At 66.0% G+C, this 16,083-nt stretch carries 15 protein-coding genes; 3 read left to right on the top strand and 12 right to left on the bottom strand.

The window, feature by feature from the left end:
- A partial coding sequence (locus VF536_RS12270; protein ID WP_331615128.1) for a diguanylate cyclase domain-containing protein occupies positions 1-1,740 on the bottom strand: 1,740 nt, incomplete at its 3' end.
- A 111-nt stretch (positions 1,741-1,851) separates the two neighbouring features.
- Here VF536_RS12270 and VF536_RS12265 point away from each other — a divergent pair.
- From VF536_RS12265 to VF536_RS12255, 3 genes are all read left to right on the top strand, one after another.
- Positions 1,852-3,072 (top strand): low temperature requirement protein A, encoded by a 1,221-nt coding sequence (locus tag VF536_RS12265; protein ID WP_331615127.1) that lies wholly within the window; start codon positions 1,852-1,854, stop codon positions 3,070-3,072.
- Complete coding sequence (locus VF536_RS12260) at positions 3,069-4,046, top strand: alpha/beta hydrolase (RefSeq protein WP_331615126.1); 978 nt, start codon at positions 3,069-3,071, stop codon at positions 4,044-4,046. Before VF536_RS12265 ends, VF536_RS12260 begins: the two co-directional genes overlap by 4 nt.
- A gap of 66 nt (positions 4,047-4,112) precedes the next feature.
- The gene (locus tag VF536_RS12255; RefSeq protein ID WP_067277941.1) at positions 4,113-4,346 is read left to right on the top strand and encodes a hypothetical protein; all 234 of its coding nucleotides are present in this window, start codon (positions 4,113-4,115) and stop codon (positions 4,344-4,346) included.
- A gap of 12 nt (positions 4,347-4,358) precedes the next feature.
- Here the strand turns inward: VF536_RS12255 and VF536_RS12250 are convergent, their stop codons facing one another.
- The 11 genes from VF536_RS12250 to VF536_RS12205 all read right to left on the bottom strand — a co-directional run bounded on the left by VF536_RS12250 (position 4,359) and on the right by VF536_RS12205 (position 15,989).
- Positions 4,359-4,664: a HigA family addiction module antitoxin gene (locus tag VF536_RS12250; RefSeq protein ID WP_331615125.1), complete on the bottom strand. Its 306-nt coding sequence runs from the start codon at positions 4,662-4,664 to the stop codon at positions 4,359-4,361.
- A gap of 69 nt (positions 4,665-4,733) precedes the next feature.
- On the bottom strand, positions 4,734-5,003 hold the full coding sequence (locus VF536_RS12245; protein ID WP_331615124.1) for a type II toxin-antitoxin system RelE/ParE family toxin: 270 nt from the start codon (positions 5,001-5,003) through the stop codon (positions 4,734-4,736).
- 251 nt (positions 5,004-5,254) lie between these two features.
- On the bottom strand, positions 5,255-5,710 hold the full coding sequence (locus tag VF536_RS12240) for a type IV toxin-antitoxin system AbiEi family antitoxin domain-containing protein (RefSeq protein WP_331615130.1): 456 nt from the start codon (positions 5,708-5,710) through the stop codon (positions 5,255-5,257).
- Between the two features lie 18 nt (positions 5,711-5,728).
- Positions 5,729-5,824: a hypothetical protein gene (locus VF536_RS27735; RefSeq protein ID WP_414710355.1), complete on the bottom strand. Its 96-nt coding sequence runs from the start codon at positions 5,822-5,824 to the stop codon at positions 5,729-5,731.
- A 299-nt stretch (positions 5,825-6,123) separates the two neighbouring features.
- The gene (locus VF536_RS12235; RefSeq protein ID WP_331615123.1) at positions 6,124-8,316 is read right to left on the bottom strand and encodes a peptidase domain-containing ABC transporter; all 2,193 of its coding nucleotides are present in this window, start codon (positions 8,314-8,316) and stop codon (positions 6,124-6,126) included.
- Positions 8,317-8,330: 14 nt separating this feature from the next.
- Complete coding sequence (locus VF536_RS12230) at positions 8,331-9,590, bottom strand: HlyD family secretion protein (RefSeq protein ID WP_331615122.1); 1,260 nt, start codon at positions 9,588-9,590, stop codon at positions 8,331-8,333.
- A 45-nt stretch (positions 9,591-9,635) separates the two neighbouring features.
- Complete coding sequence (locus VF536_RS12225; RefSeq protein WP_331615121.1) at positions 9,636-10,106, bottom strand: hypothetical protein; 471 nt, start codon at positions 10,104-10,106, stop codon at positions 9,636-9,638.
- 35 nt (positions 10,107-10,141) lie between these two features.
- Entirely contained in the window at positions 10,142-10,333 is a 192-nt protein-coding gene (locus tag VF536_RS12220) for a hypothetical protein (protein WP_331615120.1), read from the bottom strand.
- 256 nt (positions 10,334-10,589) lie between these two features.
- On the bottom strand, positions 10,590-11,123 hold the full coding sequence (locus VF536_RS12215) for an NYN domain-containing protein (RefSeq protein ID WP_331615119.1): 534 nt from the start codon (positions 11,121-11,123) through the stop codon (positions 10,590-10,592).
- Between the two features lie 165 nt (positions 11,124-11,288).
- Entirely contained in the window at positions 11,289-12,713 is a 1,425-nt protein-coding gene (locus VF536_RS12210) for an efflux transporter outer membrane subunit (protein WP_331615118.1), read from the bottom strand.
- A gap of 12 nt (positions 12,714-12,725) precedes the next feature.
- Positions 12,726-15,989, bottom strand: coding sequence for an efflux RND transporter permease subunit (locus VF536_RS12205; RefSeq protein WP_331615117.1), 3,264 nt, complete (start codon positions 15,987-15,989; stop codon positions 12,726-12,728).
- Positions 15,990-16,083 lie beyond the last annotated feature (94 nt).

Raw genomic sequence — 16,083 nt, 5'->3', positions numbered from 1 at the left:
GGCCCGCACCGCCTCGACGATCTTGGCCGCGACCTGCTCGGCCTCCTCGGGCTGGTTCAGCCCTTCGAGCACCGCGACGAATTCGTCGCCCGCGATCCGCGCCACGTGGTCGCTGCCGCGCACCGTGCGCCGCAGCACCGTTGCGAAGTCGCGCAGCACCGTATCGCCGACGCCGTGGCCATGCGTGTCGTTGATCGCCTTGAAGTGGTCGATGTCCAGGAACAGCAGCGCCAGCATCCGGCCCTCCCGCGCCTGGCGACGCTGCCGCGCCAGCGCGCCGTCCAGGGCCTGGTCGAACTCGCGCCGGTTCGGCAGCCCGGTGAGCGCGTCCGAGCTGGCCAGCCGCGCGAGCTGCGCCTCCGCCTGCTTCATGACGGTGATGTCGATGGACAGGGTGAAGATGCCCAGCACGCGCCCGTCCGGCCCGACGTCCGGCACGTAGATCGAGCGCAGGTGCCGCTGCTTGCCGAGCATGGTCGAGGTGATCTCGAACTCGACGCGCTCGCCGCCGAGCGCCAGCATCAGCTGCGCGCTGCGCTGGCTGGTACTCGCCACGCCGAAGACGTCGTCGATGTGCAGCCCCAGCGAGGCCTGGGGGTCCAGGCCGAACCAGCTCCGCATCGTCTCGTTGGTGTAGCGCAGCTTGCGCTGCGCATCGATGTAGGTGATGAAGACCGGCAGGTTGTCGGTGATCGCCTTCATCCGGCGCTCGCTGGCGGCGATCACGGCCTCGGCGCGTTTGCGCTGGGTAATGTCCATCGAGCAGGCGTAGAAGCCCTCGACGCGGCCGCCGGCCAGTTCGGGCACGAGGCTCTGGTGGAAGTGCAGCGTCTCGCCGTCGATGACCTGTTCGGCGTCGAAGGCGACGGTCTCGCCCTTCAGCACGCGCTCGACGAAAGGCCGCATCTGCTCGGCATTGTCGGCGCCGCGCATCTGTTCCAGCGTCTTGCCGACCAGGCTGTCGGGGTGGGTGTGGAAGACACGGCCGACCTCCGCGTTGGCGAAGCGCAGCTGGCCCTTCGCGTCGTAATGGCTGATCAGGGCCGGCACGTTGTCGGCGATGCCGCGCAGCCGCTTCTGCGTGCGCAACAGGTCGCGCGAGCGCAGCAGGACCTGCGAGGTCGCCATCACCGTGAACAGCGCCAGCATGGCCAGGCCGGCCAGCATCAGCAGCTCGGTGTGGCCGGCCTCGCGGGACAGGCGTTCGCTGATCGTGCCGCGCTCGGCGCGCAGCGACGAGGTCAGCTCGCCCAGCACGTCGCGCAGTTCGTCCATGTGGTGCAGGCCCTGGTCGCCGAGCACCAGTTCCAGCGCTTCCTCGTGACGGCCAGAGTCGTGCAGCCGGATCGTCTGGTTCATCTCGGTCATCTTGAGCTGGACCAGCTCCCGGATGCGGGCGAGCTTGGGCGCGTGGCCGGGATCGTCGTCGCGGGCGAACAGGTCGTCCACGCGGCGGTCGAGGTTGCGGACGGCGTCGCGGTAGGGCTGCAGGTAGCTGGCGCGCTGGGTGAGCAGGTAGCCGCGCTGGCCGGTCTCGGCGTTGAGCAGGTCCTCCATCAGCAGCGTCATCGTCGGCAGGGCGGTGTTGATGCGGTCGGCGCGGCGCAGGTCGTCGAGGGTCGCGCGGGCGCGCCAGGCCAGCAGCGCGACGATCACGGCCATCGCGAGCAGCGCCACCATCAGCAGGCCCACGCCGCGACCGAGGCTGCTGCGAGGGAGGGTCTCGGCGGAGGAACGCATGCGACGTCTCTGGCGGGGCGATCCGGGCGATTATGGGGAGGGCCGTACGATTGCCGTCAAGCTGGCATCGGCCCCGGGGGCCGGGTGGCGCCCGCATGCGACAGTCCGGGGATGCCCGCCATCCCCCTCCTGCGCCAGCCCGACCCGCACGGCCATGCCAAGGTCAGCTTCGTCGAGCTGTTCTTCGACCTGGTCTTCGTCTTCGCCGTCACGCAGCTGTCGCACACGCTGATCGGTCATTTCGCGCACGACGGCGTCACGCTGGGCGGCGCGCTGCAGACCGGTTTCCTGATGGCGGCGGTCTGGTGGGTGTGGATCTTCACCTCCTGGGTCACCAACTGGCTGGATCCGGAGCGGCTGCCGGTCAGGATCTGCCTGTTCGCGATGATGCTGGCCGGGCTGCTGATGTCGGTCTCGCTGCCGCAGGCCTTCGGCGAGCGGGCGTTGATGTTCGCGGCCTCGTTCACGGCGATCCAGGTGGGGCGGACCTTGTTCTTCCTCTGGGCGGCGCGCGGGGCGGATGCGGGGCTGGTGCGCAACTTCCAGCGCATCGGGGCCTGGCTGGTGGTGTCGGCGGTGCTGTGGATCGCCGGCGCGCTGAACCCGTCGCTGCGGGTGCCGCTGTGGGTGACAGCGCTGGCGATCGAAGTCGTCGGGCCGTCGGCCGGTTTCTTCGTGCCGGGGCTGGGGCGCTCGACGACGGCGGACTGGACCATCTCCGGCGGCCACCTGGCCGAGCGCTGCGCGCTCTTCGTGATCATCGCGCTGGGCGAATCGCTCCTGGTGACGGGAGCGACCTTCGCGGAGGCGCCGTTGACGGCCATGAGCCTGCTGGCCTTCCTGGTGTCCTTCGCGGGAAGCATCGCGCTGTGGTGGCTGTACTTCGACACGACCAACGACTTCGCGACCGGCCGCATCGTCCACAGCGACGATCCGGGACGGATCGCGCGGCTGGCCTACACCTACATCCATCTGCCGATCGTGGCGGGGATCATCGTCAACGCGGCGGCGGATGAATTCGTCCTGGCGCACCCGGACGGCCACACGGATCTGAAGACGGCGCTGTGCCTGCTCGGCGGCGTGGCGCTCTACGTGATCGGCGTGGGGCTGTTCAAGCGTGCGGTCGTCGGGCACTGGCCGTGGTCGCACGGCGTCGCGGTGATCGTGCTGGCGGCGGCGGGGCCCTTCGTGCACGACTGGACGCCGGTCGCGACCAGCGCCTTCGCCTGCGCGGTGCTGGTGGCGCTCGCGGCGTGGGAGCGGCACTCGCGGGCGCAGTGTCTCGTTCCCGACAGCGGGAACGAGGACGACGCGCCTAGCATCGGCGCATGAACGCGCCCTCCTCCACTGCCACGTCCGTCGGCTCTTCCGCCTTCGCGGCGGACTTCACCGTCGAGCCCCATCCGGCCGATGCCTTGTTCCCCGCGTCGACGCGGCGGTTGTCCGTGGAGACCGAGCCCGGCGTGCGCATCCATGCGCGCGTGTGCGGCGAAGGTCCGCCGCTGCTGCTGATCCACGGGCACCCCCAGACGCTGGCGATCTGGCACCGCGTGCTGCCGGCGCTGGCGGCGCGTTTCACTGTCGTGATGCCGGACCTGCGCGGGTATGGCGATTCGTCGAAGCCCGCCGGTGACGAGGATCACGGCAACTACAGCAAGCGCCGCATGGCGCAGGACCTGATCGCCGTGATGAAGGCGCTGGGTCATGCGCGTTTCCGCGTACTGGCGCACGATCGCGGCGCGCGTGTCGCGCATCGGATGGCGGCGGATCATCCGGCGGCCGTCGAGCGACTCGCGCTGCTGGACATCGCACCGACGCTGGCGATGTATGAACAGACGACCGAGGCCTTCGCGCGGGCGTACTGGCACTGGTTCTTCCTGATCCAGCCGGCGCCGATGCCGGAGCGGCTCATCGAAGCAGATCCTGCGGCGTACGCGTTGGACGTGATGGGCAGGCGGCATGCGGGCCTGTCGGCTTTCGACCCGCGCGCGTTCGCCGAGTATCAGCGCGCGCTGGCACTACCTGGCACCGCGCACGGCATGTGCGAGGACTACCGGGCGGCGTCGGGCATCGACCTCGAGCATGACCGCGCGGATCGCGACGCCGGCGCCAAGCTCGCGATGCCGCTGCGCGTGTACTGGGGCGCGCAGGGCGTGGTGGCGAAGTGCTTCGACCCGCTGAAGGAATGGCAACGCGTCGCGGCGGATGTCGACGGCGGGCCGCTGCCCTGCGGTCACTACATCCCGGAGGAAGCGCCGGACGCACTGCTGACGGCGGTGATGCCGTTCCTCACCGAGGGGCTTTGAGCGCAGCAGCCGCGAGGCCCGTTAGGCTGCACGCATTGCAGTGTCCGACGTGGACGGAGTGACGGGATGAACAAGCTGGTGGCGCTCGGGCAGTTCCTGGGCGGAGCGGTCCTGTGGATCGCGGCGGTGGTGGCGGGCTACAACGCGATCAAGCCGCTGATCGGCGCCGCGGATGGCGCAGGCGCGCCGGCGGGAGCCGGCGGAGCGTTCGTGATCGTGCTGCTGCTGGCGGGGATCGGGACGTGGCTCATGCGCGCGGGATGGCGCCGGCTGCGGGCGCGGGCGGGTGGGCATTGCTGAGCGGCAAGCGGCTCACGCGGCCGCGGCCATCGGGCGGATCTCCCGCTTGATGATTCGACCCGCAGCCTTCTCGGCGAGTCGCAGGTCGTAGGCGGATTGGAGATTCAACCAGCCCTGCGCATCGCTTCCGAAGTAGCGCTCCAGGCGCAACGCGGTGTCGGGAGATACCGAACGCTGCCCGCCGACGATCTCACGCAGCCGCGAGTACGGCACGTGCAGAGCCTTCGACAACGCATGGACGTTGATGCCCATGGGCTTGATGTAGTCCTCGAGGAGGATTTCGCCGGGGTGGATCGGGCGCATTCCGTTCCTGAACATTGCTTACCTCGCTGGTCTTGGCTCGATGTGATCACTGTCGATGTGCGGCCTAGTTTGGTTCCACATCGCTCAGTGCGGATCCTCGATCTTGACGTCGAACGGGCCTTCCGTGTCCCATTTGAACGTCAATCGCCATTGGCTGTTGATTCTGACGTGCCAAGCGCCGTCGTACCACTTCATGTCGTTGCCCGGCGGCAGCCGCATGAACTCCACTGCCGGCGCCGCATCGAGTTGCGCCAATCGTCGCTCCGCAGACGCCTTCACGTTCACGAAGCGCGTGGTGCGCCCCATGGTGAAAAGTCGCTCGGTTTCCCGACACGCGAAGGACTGGATCGACATCCATGCAAGGTATCGATCGAACCCAAGGCGCTCAACGAGGTGAGTTTGCAGAAGAGCCAGGACGCCCACCTCATTCTTGCCACAGCGCTGACTGGAGTCAGGAAGATGCAAGAGCAAGAACGAAGGATGAACTCGCATCTCTTCGCACCCGGAGGCCTACGGCTGAAGTACGGCTGCGAACGATCCATACATGACCGTGCTTCCGCGTCGCTCTCGTCCGCGAATGCCACCGGGTGTCGCCCGGGGAAGCATCACCTCAAATCGAGTCGCTCCCCGGCTTTGGAGATTGCGATCCAGCGCGAATCGCCGAGGCGGTCGCTGTGTTCTCGCGCCAATTTCGCCCAATACAAGTCGAGATCTGCGGCCAAGTGCGCGGCCGCGCGGACGACCTTGATCCGATCCGTCCGCGCCAACAGTTGATCGAGCACTTTCGTCCGCAAGCCGCCAAGCCCTTCCATCAGGCGGCGGGCGTCCGCAAGGCTCTGCGTCTTGCCCAGATCGCTCAGCATCTCCAACATGGCCCGCTCCGGTGAGGAGACCACTACGCGAGGATCGCCGGCAGGCAGCGGCTTCAGTCCCAGCGAGGCATGAGCCTGCTTCTCCAGGATCCGCGTCGTCTGGTGCCGGACGGGAAACCGCTGCGCGATCCATGCCGGTATCGCCTTGGGTCGATCGCCCCATAGGCTGAGGACTTCATCGAACGCGATGTCGTGTTCCAGGCCATGTCAGGCCAGAGCTGTTTTTCCGCCCACGTGGAAACCTGGCACCTGACGTGCGAGGAAGGCCAGAACGCCGTCGCGCGACAGCTCATCTCCTGCGATGGCATAGGCATTCCCTGGGTCCTTGTTGGTCAGCGCCGAACGTTAGGCGGCGCAGGCGCGGCGAGCCATGACTTCCACTCGTGGAGAAACTGCCCGGAACTACGGCAATAGGCCATGGCGGTGATTGGAGATGCCATGAGTCCTGGGAGATGGACACGCGTCCCTGCACGGCCAAAGGGGCACGGGCAGCGTCCGGAACCGGCGGGGCGTTCGTGATCCGTTGGCGGGTATCGGCACGTGGCTCATGCGCGCCGGATGGCGCCGGTCGCGGGCGCGGGCCAGCGGGCATTGCTGAGCCGTTATCGGTTCACGCGGCCAGCGCCAGGGGCCTCGGCCTCGGCCCCGTTCGTGGGCGACTGCAGTTGAAATTCCGTCGTCAGATCGCGGGCAATGCGACCACCTTCAAGCACGACAACCCGCTGCGCCATCGCGATCGTCTCCGGTCGGTGAGCCACCAGGATCCGGGTCATCGCAATCCGCTTGATCGCCGCATTCACGATCTGTTCGTTGCCGACGTCCAGGTGGCTGGTGGCCTCGTCGAGGACCAGCAGCTTGGGGTCCTTGTAGAGCGCTCGAGCCAGCAGGATTCGCTGCTTCTGTCCACCAGACAAGCCTGTGCCTATGTCGCCGACCAGCGTGTTGTAGCCCATCGGCATTGACACGATCTCGTCGTGGACCGCAGCAAGCTGCGTACATGTCTGTACACGCTCCTGATTCGGCTTGGGGTCGAAGAAGGTGATGTTGTCCGCGATCGATCCGGAGAACAGCTGGTCTTCCTGCATGACGGTTCCGATGATCCGCCGATAGTTGTGCAGCCCCAGACTCTCAAGCTTCACGCCGCCCACAAGGATCTCTCCTTCCGTGGGCCTGAGCAGACCCAGCAGGATCTTCACCAAGGTCGTCTTGCCACAGCCGGAGGCCCCGGTGATTGCCAGACACTGCCCTGCTGGAATGATGAGATTGCAGTCCTTCAGGACGTCAGGCTCGCCATCCGCATAGCGGAAGGAGACATTGCGGACCTCCAGCGTCGGTTCGATGCGCTCGGGATCCAGCTCGATGTCGTGCGTACCGTCTTCTGGGTCGGTCAGGACGATATCGGCCACGCGCTCACCATGCAGGCGCAGCATCCGCAGCTCGAAGAGCTTGTCGATCAGCGAAGCCATGCGTTGGCTGAACTGGTCCTTGTAGCTAATGAAAGCCAGGAGCATGCCCACCGAGAAGCGCGTGTCGAGCACTGCCAGCGCCGCCAGCCAGATCACGATGATCCGTTCAGCATTGAACAGCAGCGTATTGGCAGTTTGATAGGAGATCGACAGTTTGGCGATGCGCAGATCGGCGTTGAACTGCTCCGCAAGCGCGTTCATCCAGCCGATGCGGCGCTCCTCCGCACGGCCAAAGAGCCTCACGCTTTGAACGCCACGTGCGGACTCGAGAAAGTGGGTCTGCTGACGCGCGGCATGGACAATCTGTTCGGCCGTCGCTTCGCGCAAGGCCTGGAAGATCGTCCAGCGCAGAACGGCATAGATCGCCACTGCGCCCAGCGCGACGACTGTCAGTTGCACGCTGTAGAGCAGCATGACGACCAGCGTGCCCAGGACGAGCAGCCCGTCGACGATGCCTTCGACGAACTGGGTGGTCAGGCTGCGTTGAATCGTCTGGATCGAGCCGAAACGAGACACGATGTCGCCCAGGTGCCGCTTCTCGAAGTAAGGCAACGGCAGCTTCATCAGATGGGCGAAAGCGTTTCCCAACCACTGGAAGTTCAGATTGTTGGCGAGGACGGTCGTCACCCACGAACGTACCGCACCGATCGCGGTCTGCATCAGCACCAGGACCAGGAACCCCACCCCGAGCACCGTGATGAGGTCACGATCGGCGGCGATGAGGGCCTCGTCAACGATCCACTGCATGTAGAACGGCGTGACCAGGGCACAGACCTGCAGCGAGACCGCGAGCAAGATGATCTGCGCCAATCCACGACGAAGGCCCACCACACGACCCATCAACGACGCGAGCGTGAAGCGTTGCTCGTCGCGTCGGGATTGGAAGGTCGAACTGGGGGTCAGCTCCAGCGCTATCCCGGTGAAGTGATTCGACAAGGCGGCCATCGTCACGCGACGTTCGCCGACAGAAGGGTCGTGGATCACCACGCCCGATCGCCCGACCTTCTTCAGCACCACGAAGTGGTCCATGTCCCAGTGGAGGATGCACGGCAGCCTCAAACCGGACAGATGCTGTACATCAAGCTTCAACGGTCGCGCCTGCAACCCGAGAGCCTGAGCCATGGCCACAAGGGCCTTGAGCGTTGCACCTTTGAGTGACACCGAGAAACGGCGCCTCATCGTCGTCAGGTCGATCCGGTGCCCCCAATAGCTGCACACCATCGCCAGGCAGGCCAATCCACATTCGGCAGCCTCCGATTGCAGATGGACGGGCAGACGACGGCTTCCCCAGAAACGCGGAGACGGCGCTTGGCTTGGCGCTGACATCATCTTGACTTCTTCTCTCAGAGACGACCGGTAATGGTGAGCAGCGGCTCCAGCACCCACTCATACAGCCGACGCTTTTCCAGCAGCACATGGGCGTCGAGGGCCATGCCCGACCTGAGCGGATACGGCGCGCCGTATGCGGTCACCACCTGAGAATCAAGTTCGACGCGGACGCGATACAGCGGCTCGCCCCCCTGCGGAGCACTCGTCGCGGACGCGCTGATTTCGTCGGGCCGCAACGCCGTCTGTGAGACCGCATTGACGCGCCCACGGTGCTGCCCGAACTTCTGATAGGGGTACGACTGATATCGAACCATCACGTCCATGCCCGGCTTGATGAATCCGGCAGCCCGCGAGGGCACGTACAACTCCGCGATCAAAGGCGAGCCCCGCGGAACGATCGAGCCCAGCACCTGTCCCGCAGTGACCGCGAAACCCACTTCAGCGTTGACTGCGGCGACCACGCCGTCTTGCGGCGCGCGAATGACGGACTCGCGTCGCACGTCGTTCTCGGTCAGTTCCTGATCGAGCGAGGCGATGCTGCGAGAGGCGGCCGCCTGATCGCGCCGAGCCTGGATGCGCTGGTCCTTCAGCTCGGACCGGGCGGAAGCCAGCTCCCGTTCCTGCGACGCCCGCGCGCGCTCAAGGTCGCCTAGACGCTGCCGCTGGTCCAGCAGCTCGCCCTGCTTGTCCTGAACCTGGGCCGATGAAACAAAACCCTGGGTCTGCAGTTTGGTGTGCCGCTCCAATGTTTCTTCCGCCAGAGCGACTCGCCGTAGTTGCAAAGTCATCTGCGCGTCGATGCGGGCGACATCGTTGGCCAGATCGTCGGAACGGCGGGCCAAGGTCTCAATGCGCTGTCCGGACTGTTCCCGAAGTTGCTCGCGCTCGCCGTCGAAGCTCTGTCGCCGCGACTGGAGGAGAGCGGCTATCGCCTTCTCCGCATCATCTCCCTTGGCGCTGTTGCGCTGGCTGACGAGCGCAAACAGGATGTCTCCGGCGCGCACGACCTGCCCCTCCTGCACCATCCGGCGGCTGACGATGCCGTTCTGTGTCGGCGTCAAACGGATCAGGCCGGCGGCCGGCACAACGGACCCCGCCACCTGCGCCTTTCGCTGGTAGTCGCAGGTCGCGAAGAAGAGGATCAGGCCACACGCCATCGCGACGAACAATGCAACCAGCAGGCTGTGCCCGACCTGGTGGGTCAGGACGATCTCGCCATAGCGGCGGGAGCCTTGCTCCTTCAACACCGCGGTGCGAAACAAGGAACTGCTCATTTTGTGGATTCTGAATGGGCCGCATTGGCCTGAGTCCGCCGATATTCAGCGGAAAAGGGTCCCCGCCAAAGTCGCTGGCAGATTGAATATGGCGTGTTGCAGCACAGTAATCCAATAAGCGCGCCGACCGCCAGACGGGTACCAGGCCACATAACTGGCACCATAGACGAGAAATGCCACGGAGGCCGCGATGGCCATCCACGAGGCCGCTATTGCGTGCACCAGTGCCATGACGCATACCATGATGGCAACCGAAAGCCAAGCGCGGCAGAAATGCCGCGCCACTCCGATCATCGCAATCATGATGAGATTCTCCAACACCGGTGCGAAAAGCAGGCCGGAAAGTATCCGAAGCCAGCCATCGCGATCTGGCAAGGATTCCGGTTGCGCGACCAGGATGAACGGCAGCGCAATACCTGCGGCGACCAACCATGCAACCGGTGCGGTCAACGCCGCAAAGAGGAACCACCGCTCGTGGGCGATCAGCCGCCGCAAGAATTCAATGAGTCGGGACATGTCGTTGAAAGGGCCCCGAAGGGCCCTCAGCGCTCTTAACCGAAGGTGCCGGCGCCGCTGCCACTACCGGTCTGGAATTCAGCCGCTGCGCCGGAGTTGTTGTAGTCTGCGACTGCTCCGCCGATGTACGGCGCTGCTTCTGCAGCGAAGAATTCAAGTACCTTCTTCCATCCGCCGCCGACGAGTTCCATTTCTTCGACCGACAGCTCACGAATTTCATTCATCATTTTATTCCTCCTTGAAAACGTTCAGTTATGTCTGATTCAAAGCAGACGAACGAACTATAAGCATGGCCGCAATGGCTAACCACTCCCCCACAAGAGGGTGAACTCATCGCTCCAGCCGCGTGGTATGTATCAGATACATCCAGCTGACCGGCTCGGTGCGTCAAGGCGGAATCATCGGAAAATCGGTACTTGGAGTACGGAAAAGACATACATCCCTGTATGCCCAAAATGGGTAAGGGCAAACGTCCGTAGCGCCTTACCTGGCGATCGTCGGATAGAGATCGTCCATCCACACCACCTCGTCCGCATAAGACTGGAGGTCGGTCGACAGATTGGCCTGCAAGCCACTGACCCAGATTTCCTTCTTGAGATCGGACTTGACGTAGGAGATCGCCTCTTCGAAATCGCCATCGCCCGCCGACAGGATCAGCCGGTCGTAGACGTTCTGCACCGCGAGCTTGATCAACAACGTCGCGATCGCGACGTCCACGCCCTTCTGCACTTCGCGGTCGAACTGCACGCCGCAATCCGGGCATTGAAGATGCAGGTTCTTCATCTCGTACAGCTGGACGCGGATCTTCGGACCGCGCGGCGGCGCTGCCTTGAGCCACGTGTGAAACCCGCTCTGCTGGTCCGTCGCCAGATCGCGCGTTGAGTTCAGGTAGTAGCTCTCGTAGATCGGGCCACCGTTGCGCTGGACGAGTTCGTTCTTGAGCTTCAGGTAATCGAACGGACGGCCGCGACCCACGTTGAACAGGTAGGCGCCGTCGATGATCCAGACCGTTTTCATGCTTCCTTTCGGTTGAGGCGATTCTAGGTAGCGCCGCGCGCTGCATCCCTTCAAGCTTGAGCAGGCCACGGACGAAAAAAAGGGCGTGCATCCCTGCACGCCCAAAGGGGCACCGGTAAAGGTCCGGTCGCATTTGAAAGGGGCCGGGTCTTGCCCGGCCGGGGCTCAGGCTGGCGTGGTCCAGCCCCCGCCCAGGGCGCGGACGAGTCCGACCGTCGCCTGGTACTGCGCCGCCTGCACCTGCAGCGCCGCGCGACGGTTGCGCAGCTCGCTGCGGCGCGCGTCGAGCAGATCAAGCTGGCTGACCAGCCCGTTGCGGTAACGCGAGTCCGACAGCGCCGTCGCACGCGTCGACGACTGCACCGCCTGCCCTTGCACTTCGGCCTGCGCCGACAAGGTCTGCAGTCCCACCAGCGAGTCCTCGACCTCGCGCAGCGCCTGCAGCAGCTGCTGCCGGTAGCTGGCCATCGCCAGATCCAGACCCGCCTTCGCTGACTCCACGCCCGCCTTGCGGCGGCCGCCGTCGAAGATCGGCAGCGACAACAGCGCATCCACCGACCACGCGCGTGCCGACCAGCGGAACACGTCGCTCAGCTCCGGCGACGCGTAGCCGCCGTTGGCCGTCAGCGTCAGGCTCGGGAACCACGCGGCCTGCGCCACGCCCACCCGCGACTGCGCCGCAAGCAGGCTGCGCTGCGACGCGGCAACGTCCGGACGACGCGCCAGCACCGTGCTCGGCAGACCTGATGGAATCGACGGCAGCGGCGCGAGCGCCGTGTCTTCCGCCACCTTGAAGCCCGACGCGGGCTCGCCCAGCAGCACCGACAGCGCGTTCTCCAGCTCGGCACGGCGACGGTCCAGGCTGATCGCCTCGGCTTCCGTCGAAGCGACTTCCGTCTGCACGCGCGCCAGGTCCAGCTCGGCCACGTCGCCCGCCTGGTAGCGGCGCTGCGTCAGCGCCAGCGTCTCTCGGTAGGCCGCGACGGTGTCACGCACCAGTCGGCGTTCCTGGTCGGCGAAGCGCAGCGCCAGGTAGGTCTGCGCCACATCCGCCTGCACCATCAGCCGCGTGGACTGCAGCAGCGCTTCACGCGACTGCGCATCCAGCGAGGCCGCCCGCGTCGCTTCCGACAAGCGGCCGGAGAGATCGACTTCCCAGCTCGCGCCCAGTCCGGCGTTGTAGACCGTCGTGGCGGCCGGACCTTGGCCCGCCACCGTGCCACGCGTGGCGCCGGCGCTGGCGCCGACCTGCGGCAGGCGATCCGCATTCGTGCTGCGCAGCAAGGCGCGCGCTTGCGCCAGCCGCGCCGCAGCGCCCTGCAGGTCGTTGTTGTTGACCAGCGAGCGGCGGATCAGGTCGTTCAGCGTCGCATCACCGAACGCGAGCCACCAGTCACCGCGAGGCTCGGCATCGGCCGGCGGGGCCACCGCCCAGCGCGCCTCGCCCACCGTCGCAGTCGCCTGCGGCACCTGAGCCTTGAAGGCCGTCGGCGTGACCGGCACGCGCGACTGGTCGATCGGCGGCGGTGTCGCGCAACCGGCCAGCACCAGGGCCGCCAGCAGCGCCGTCATCATCAGTTTCGTTTTCATGGCTCGAATCCTTTATTCGTGCTCGTGGCGCGGCGCGGCCGGATGCGGACGGGCGTTGCCGCCCGGGCCGAAGTCGTGGCCCTCGCCCTGCGCAGGCTGCACGAACGCCTCGACGTCATGCGGCACCTCGCCGTGCTGCTTGAGCGGCTTGTTGCCCGTCAGGCGACGCACCACCACGTAGAACACCGGCGTCAGGAACAGGCCGAAGGCCGTCACGCCGATCATCCCGGCGAACACCGCCACGCCCATCGCGTTGCGCATCTCGGCGCCCGCGCCCGTGGCCAGCACCAGCGGCAGCACACCCATCACGAAGGCCATCGAGGTCATCAGGATCGGGCGCAGACGCAGCCGGCTCGCCTCGATGGCCGCCTGCAGCGGCGTCCTGCCGGCGAATTCCAGCTCCCGGGCGAACTCCACGATCAGGATCGCGTTCTTCGCCGACAAGCCCACCAGCACAATCAACCCGATCTGCGTGAAGACGTTGTTGTCACCGTGGCTGAGGTACACGCCGGTCATCGCGGCCAGCAGACCCATCGGCACGATCAGGATGATCGCCACCGGCAGCGCCAGGCTTTCGTACTGCGCGGCCAGCACCAGGAACACCAGCAGGATGGCCAGCGGGAAGACCCACACGCCCGAATTGCCGGCCAGGATTTCCTGGTAGGTCAGCTCGGTCCACTCGTAGCTGATACCCGGGGGCAGCGTCTCGGCAGCGATGCGCTCGACCGCGTCCTGCGCCTGACCGGTCGAATAACCCGGTGCGGCACCGCCGTTGATGTCGGCGGACAGGAAGCCGTTGTAGCGCATCGCGCGTTCCGGACCGAAGCTCGGCTGGACCTTCATCAGCGCCGACAGCGGCACCATTTCGCCCGAGGCCGAACGCACCTTCAGCAGACCGACGTCCTCGGCACGGGCGCGGTAGGCGGCATCCGCCTGCACGCGGACCGTGTAGGTGCGGCCGAACTTGTTGAAGTCGTTGACGTACAGCGAACCCAGGTAGATCTGCATCGTGTCGAACACGTCCGTCACCGCCACGCCCAGCTGGCGCGCCTTGGTGCGGTCGAGGTCGGCGTACAGCTGCGGCACGTTGACCTGGTAGCTGCTGAACAGACCCGCCAGTTCCGGCGCCTTCTGGGCCTTGGCCATGAAGGCCTTGACCGCCGCGTCGAGCGCCTCGTAGCCGAGGCCGCCGCGGTCTTCCAGCTGGAACTTGAAACCGCCGGTCGTGCCCAGTCCCTGCACCGGAGGGGGCGGGAACATCACGACGAAGGCGTCCTGGATCTGCGCGAACTGCGCGTTCAGGTTGCCCGCGATCTCACCGGCGGACAGGCCCTTGCCCTTGCGCTCGTCGAAAGGCTTCAGCGGCGTGAAGACGATGCCCGAGTTCGAGCTGTTGGTGAAACCGTTGATCGACAGACCCGGGAAGGACACGGCGTGGTCGACGCCAGGGGTCTTCATCGCGATCTCGCTCATGCGGCGGATCACGTCTTCCGTGCGGTCCAGCGTGGCGCCGTCCGGCAGCTGCGCGAAGCCGATCAGGTACTGCTTGTCCTGCGCCGGCACGAAGCCGCTCGGCACCGCCTTGAACAGGCCCACCGTCAGGCCCAGCAAGCCCGCGTAGACGATCAGCATGATGATCTTGCGCGAGATCGCCTTGGTCACGCCGCCGCTGTAGGCCTTGGCGCCGCGGTTGAACAGCTTGTTGAAGCCGCCGAAGAAGCGGCCCAGCACCTTGTCCATCGCGCGGGTCAGCCAGTCCTTGGGCGCGTCGTGGCCCTTGAGCAGCATCGCGGCCAGCGCGGGCGACAGCGTCAGCGAGTTGACCGCCGAGATCACCGTCGACATCGCGATCGTCAGCGCGAACTGCTTGTAGAACTGACCCGTCAGGCCGGTGATGAAGGCCAGCGGCACGAACACCGCGACCAGCACCAGCGCGATGGCGATGATGGGACCCGACACTTCGCGCATCGCGCGGTAGGTCGCTTCACGCGGACTCAGGCCCGCCTCGATGTTGCGCTCGACGTTCTCGACGACCACGATCGCGTCGTCCACCACGATGCCGATCGCCAGCACGAGGCCGAACAGCGACAGCGCGTTGATCGAGAAACCGAACAGGTGCATCACCGCGAAGGTACCGATGATGGACACCGGCACCGCCAGCAGCGGGATGATGGACGCGCGCCAGGTCTGCAGGAACAGGATCACGACCAGCACGACCAGCGCCACCGCTTCCAGCAGCGTGTGGACGACGGACTCGATGGACGCCCGCACGAACTGCGTCGGGTCGTAGACGATGGAGTAGTCCACGCCTTCCGGCATGGCCTTCTTCAGCTCGGCCATCGTGGCGCGCACGTTGTTCGAGATCTCGATCGCGTTCGAGCCCGGGGCCTGGAAGATCGGGATCGCCACCGCGGACTTGTTGTCCAGCAGCGAGCGCAGCGCGTATTCGGCGGCGCCCAGCTCGATGCGGCCCAGGTCGCGCAGACGCGTCACCTGGCCGTTGGCGCCGGACTTGACGATGATGTCGCCGAATTCCTGCTCGTTGTTCAGACGGCCTTGCGCATTGATCGGCAGCTGCAGGTCGATGCCCTGCAGGCCGGGCGAGGCGCCGACGACACCGGCGGCCGCCTGCACGTTCTGCTCGCGGATCGCCTGGACGACGTCGCTGGCCGACAGGTTGTGCTCGGCGACCTTCTGCGGGTCCAGCCAGATGCGCATCGAGTAGTCACCCGACCCGAACAGCTGCACCTGACCCACGCCCTGGATGCGCGCCAGGCGGTCCTTGACGTTCAGCACCGCGTAGTTGCGGAGGTAGGTCATGTCGTAGCGGTCGTTGGGCGACAGCAAGTGCACGACCATGGTCAGGTCGGGGCTGCTCTTGACCGTCGTCAGACCGAGTCGGCGCACCTCCTCGGGCAGGCGCGGCTCGGCTTGCGAGACGCGGTTCTGCACCAGCTGCTGGGCCTTGTCCGGGTCGGTGCCCAGCTTGAAGGTGACCGTCAGCGTCATCAGGCCGTCGGTGGTCGCCTGGCTGCCCATGTAGAGCATGCCTTCGACGCCGTTGATCGATTCCTCGAGCGGCGTGGCCACCGCTTCGGCGATGACCTTGGGGTTGGCGCCGGGGTACTGCGCGCGGACGACCACCTGCGGCGGCACGACTTCCGGGTATTCCGAGATCGGCAGCACGCGCACGGCGAGCAGCCCGGAAACGAAGATCAGCACCGACAGCACGCCCGCGAAGATCGGGCGGTCGATGAAGAATTTGGAGAGATTCATGTCAGTCTTTCAAGTCGACTGGAGAAAACGGCAAAGGGTCCCCCGCGGGGCGGCGTCGCGCCGCCCCGAAGGCTGTCCGGAGCCCCACGGGGAC

Origin of the sequence: Roseateles sp. (genome assembly GCF_036486225.1) — a bacterium.
Taxonomy (GTDB): domain Bacteria; phylum Pseudomonadota; class Gammaproteobacteria; order Burkholderiales; family Burkholderiaceae_C; genus Roseateles.
The sequence above is the reverse complement of the archived record's forward strand: the minus strand, read 5'-3'. Positions and strand labels throughout refer to the sequence as shown.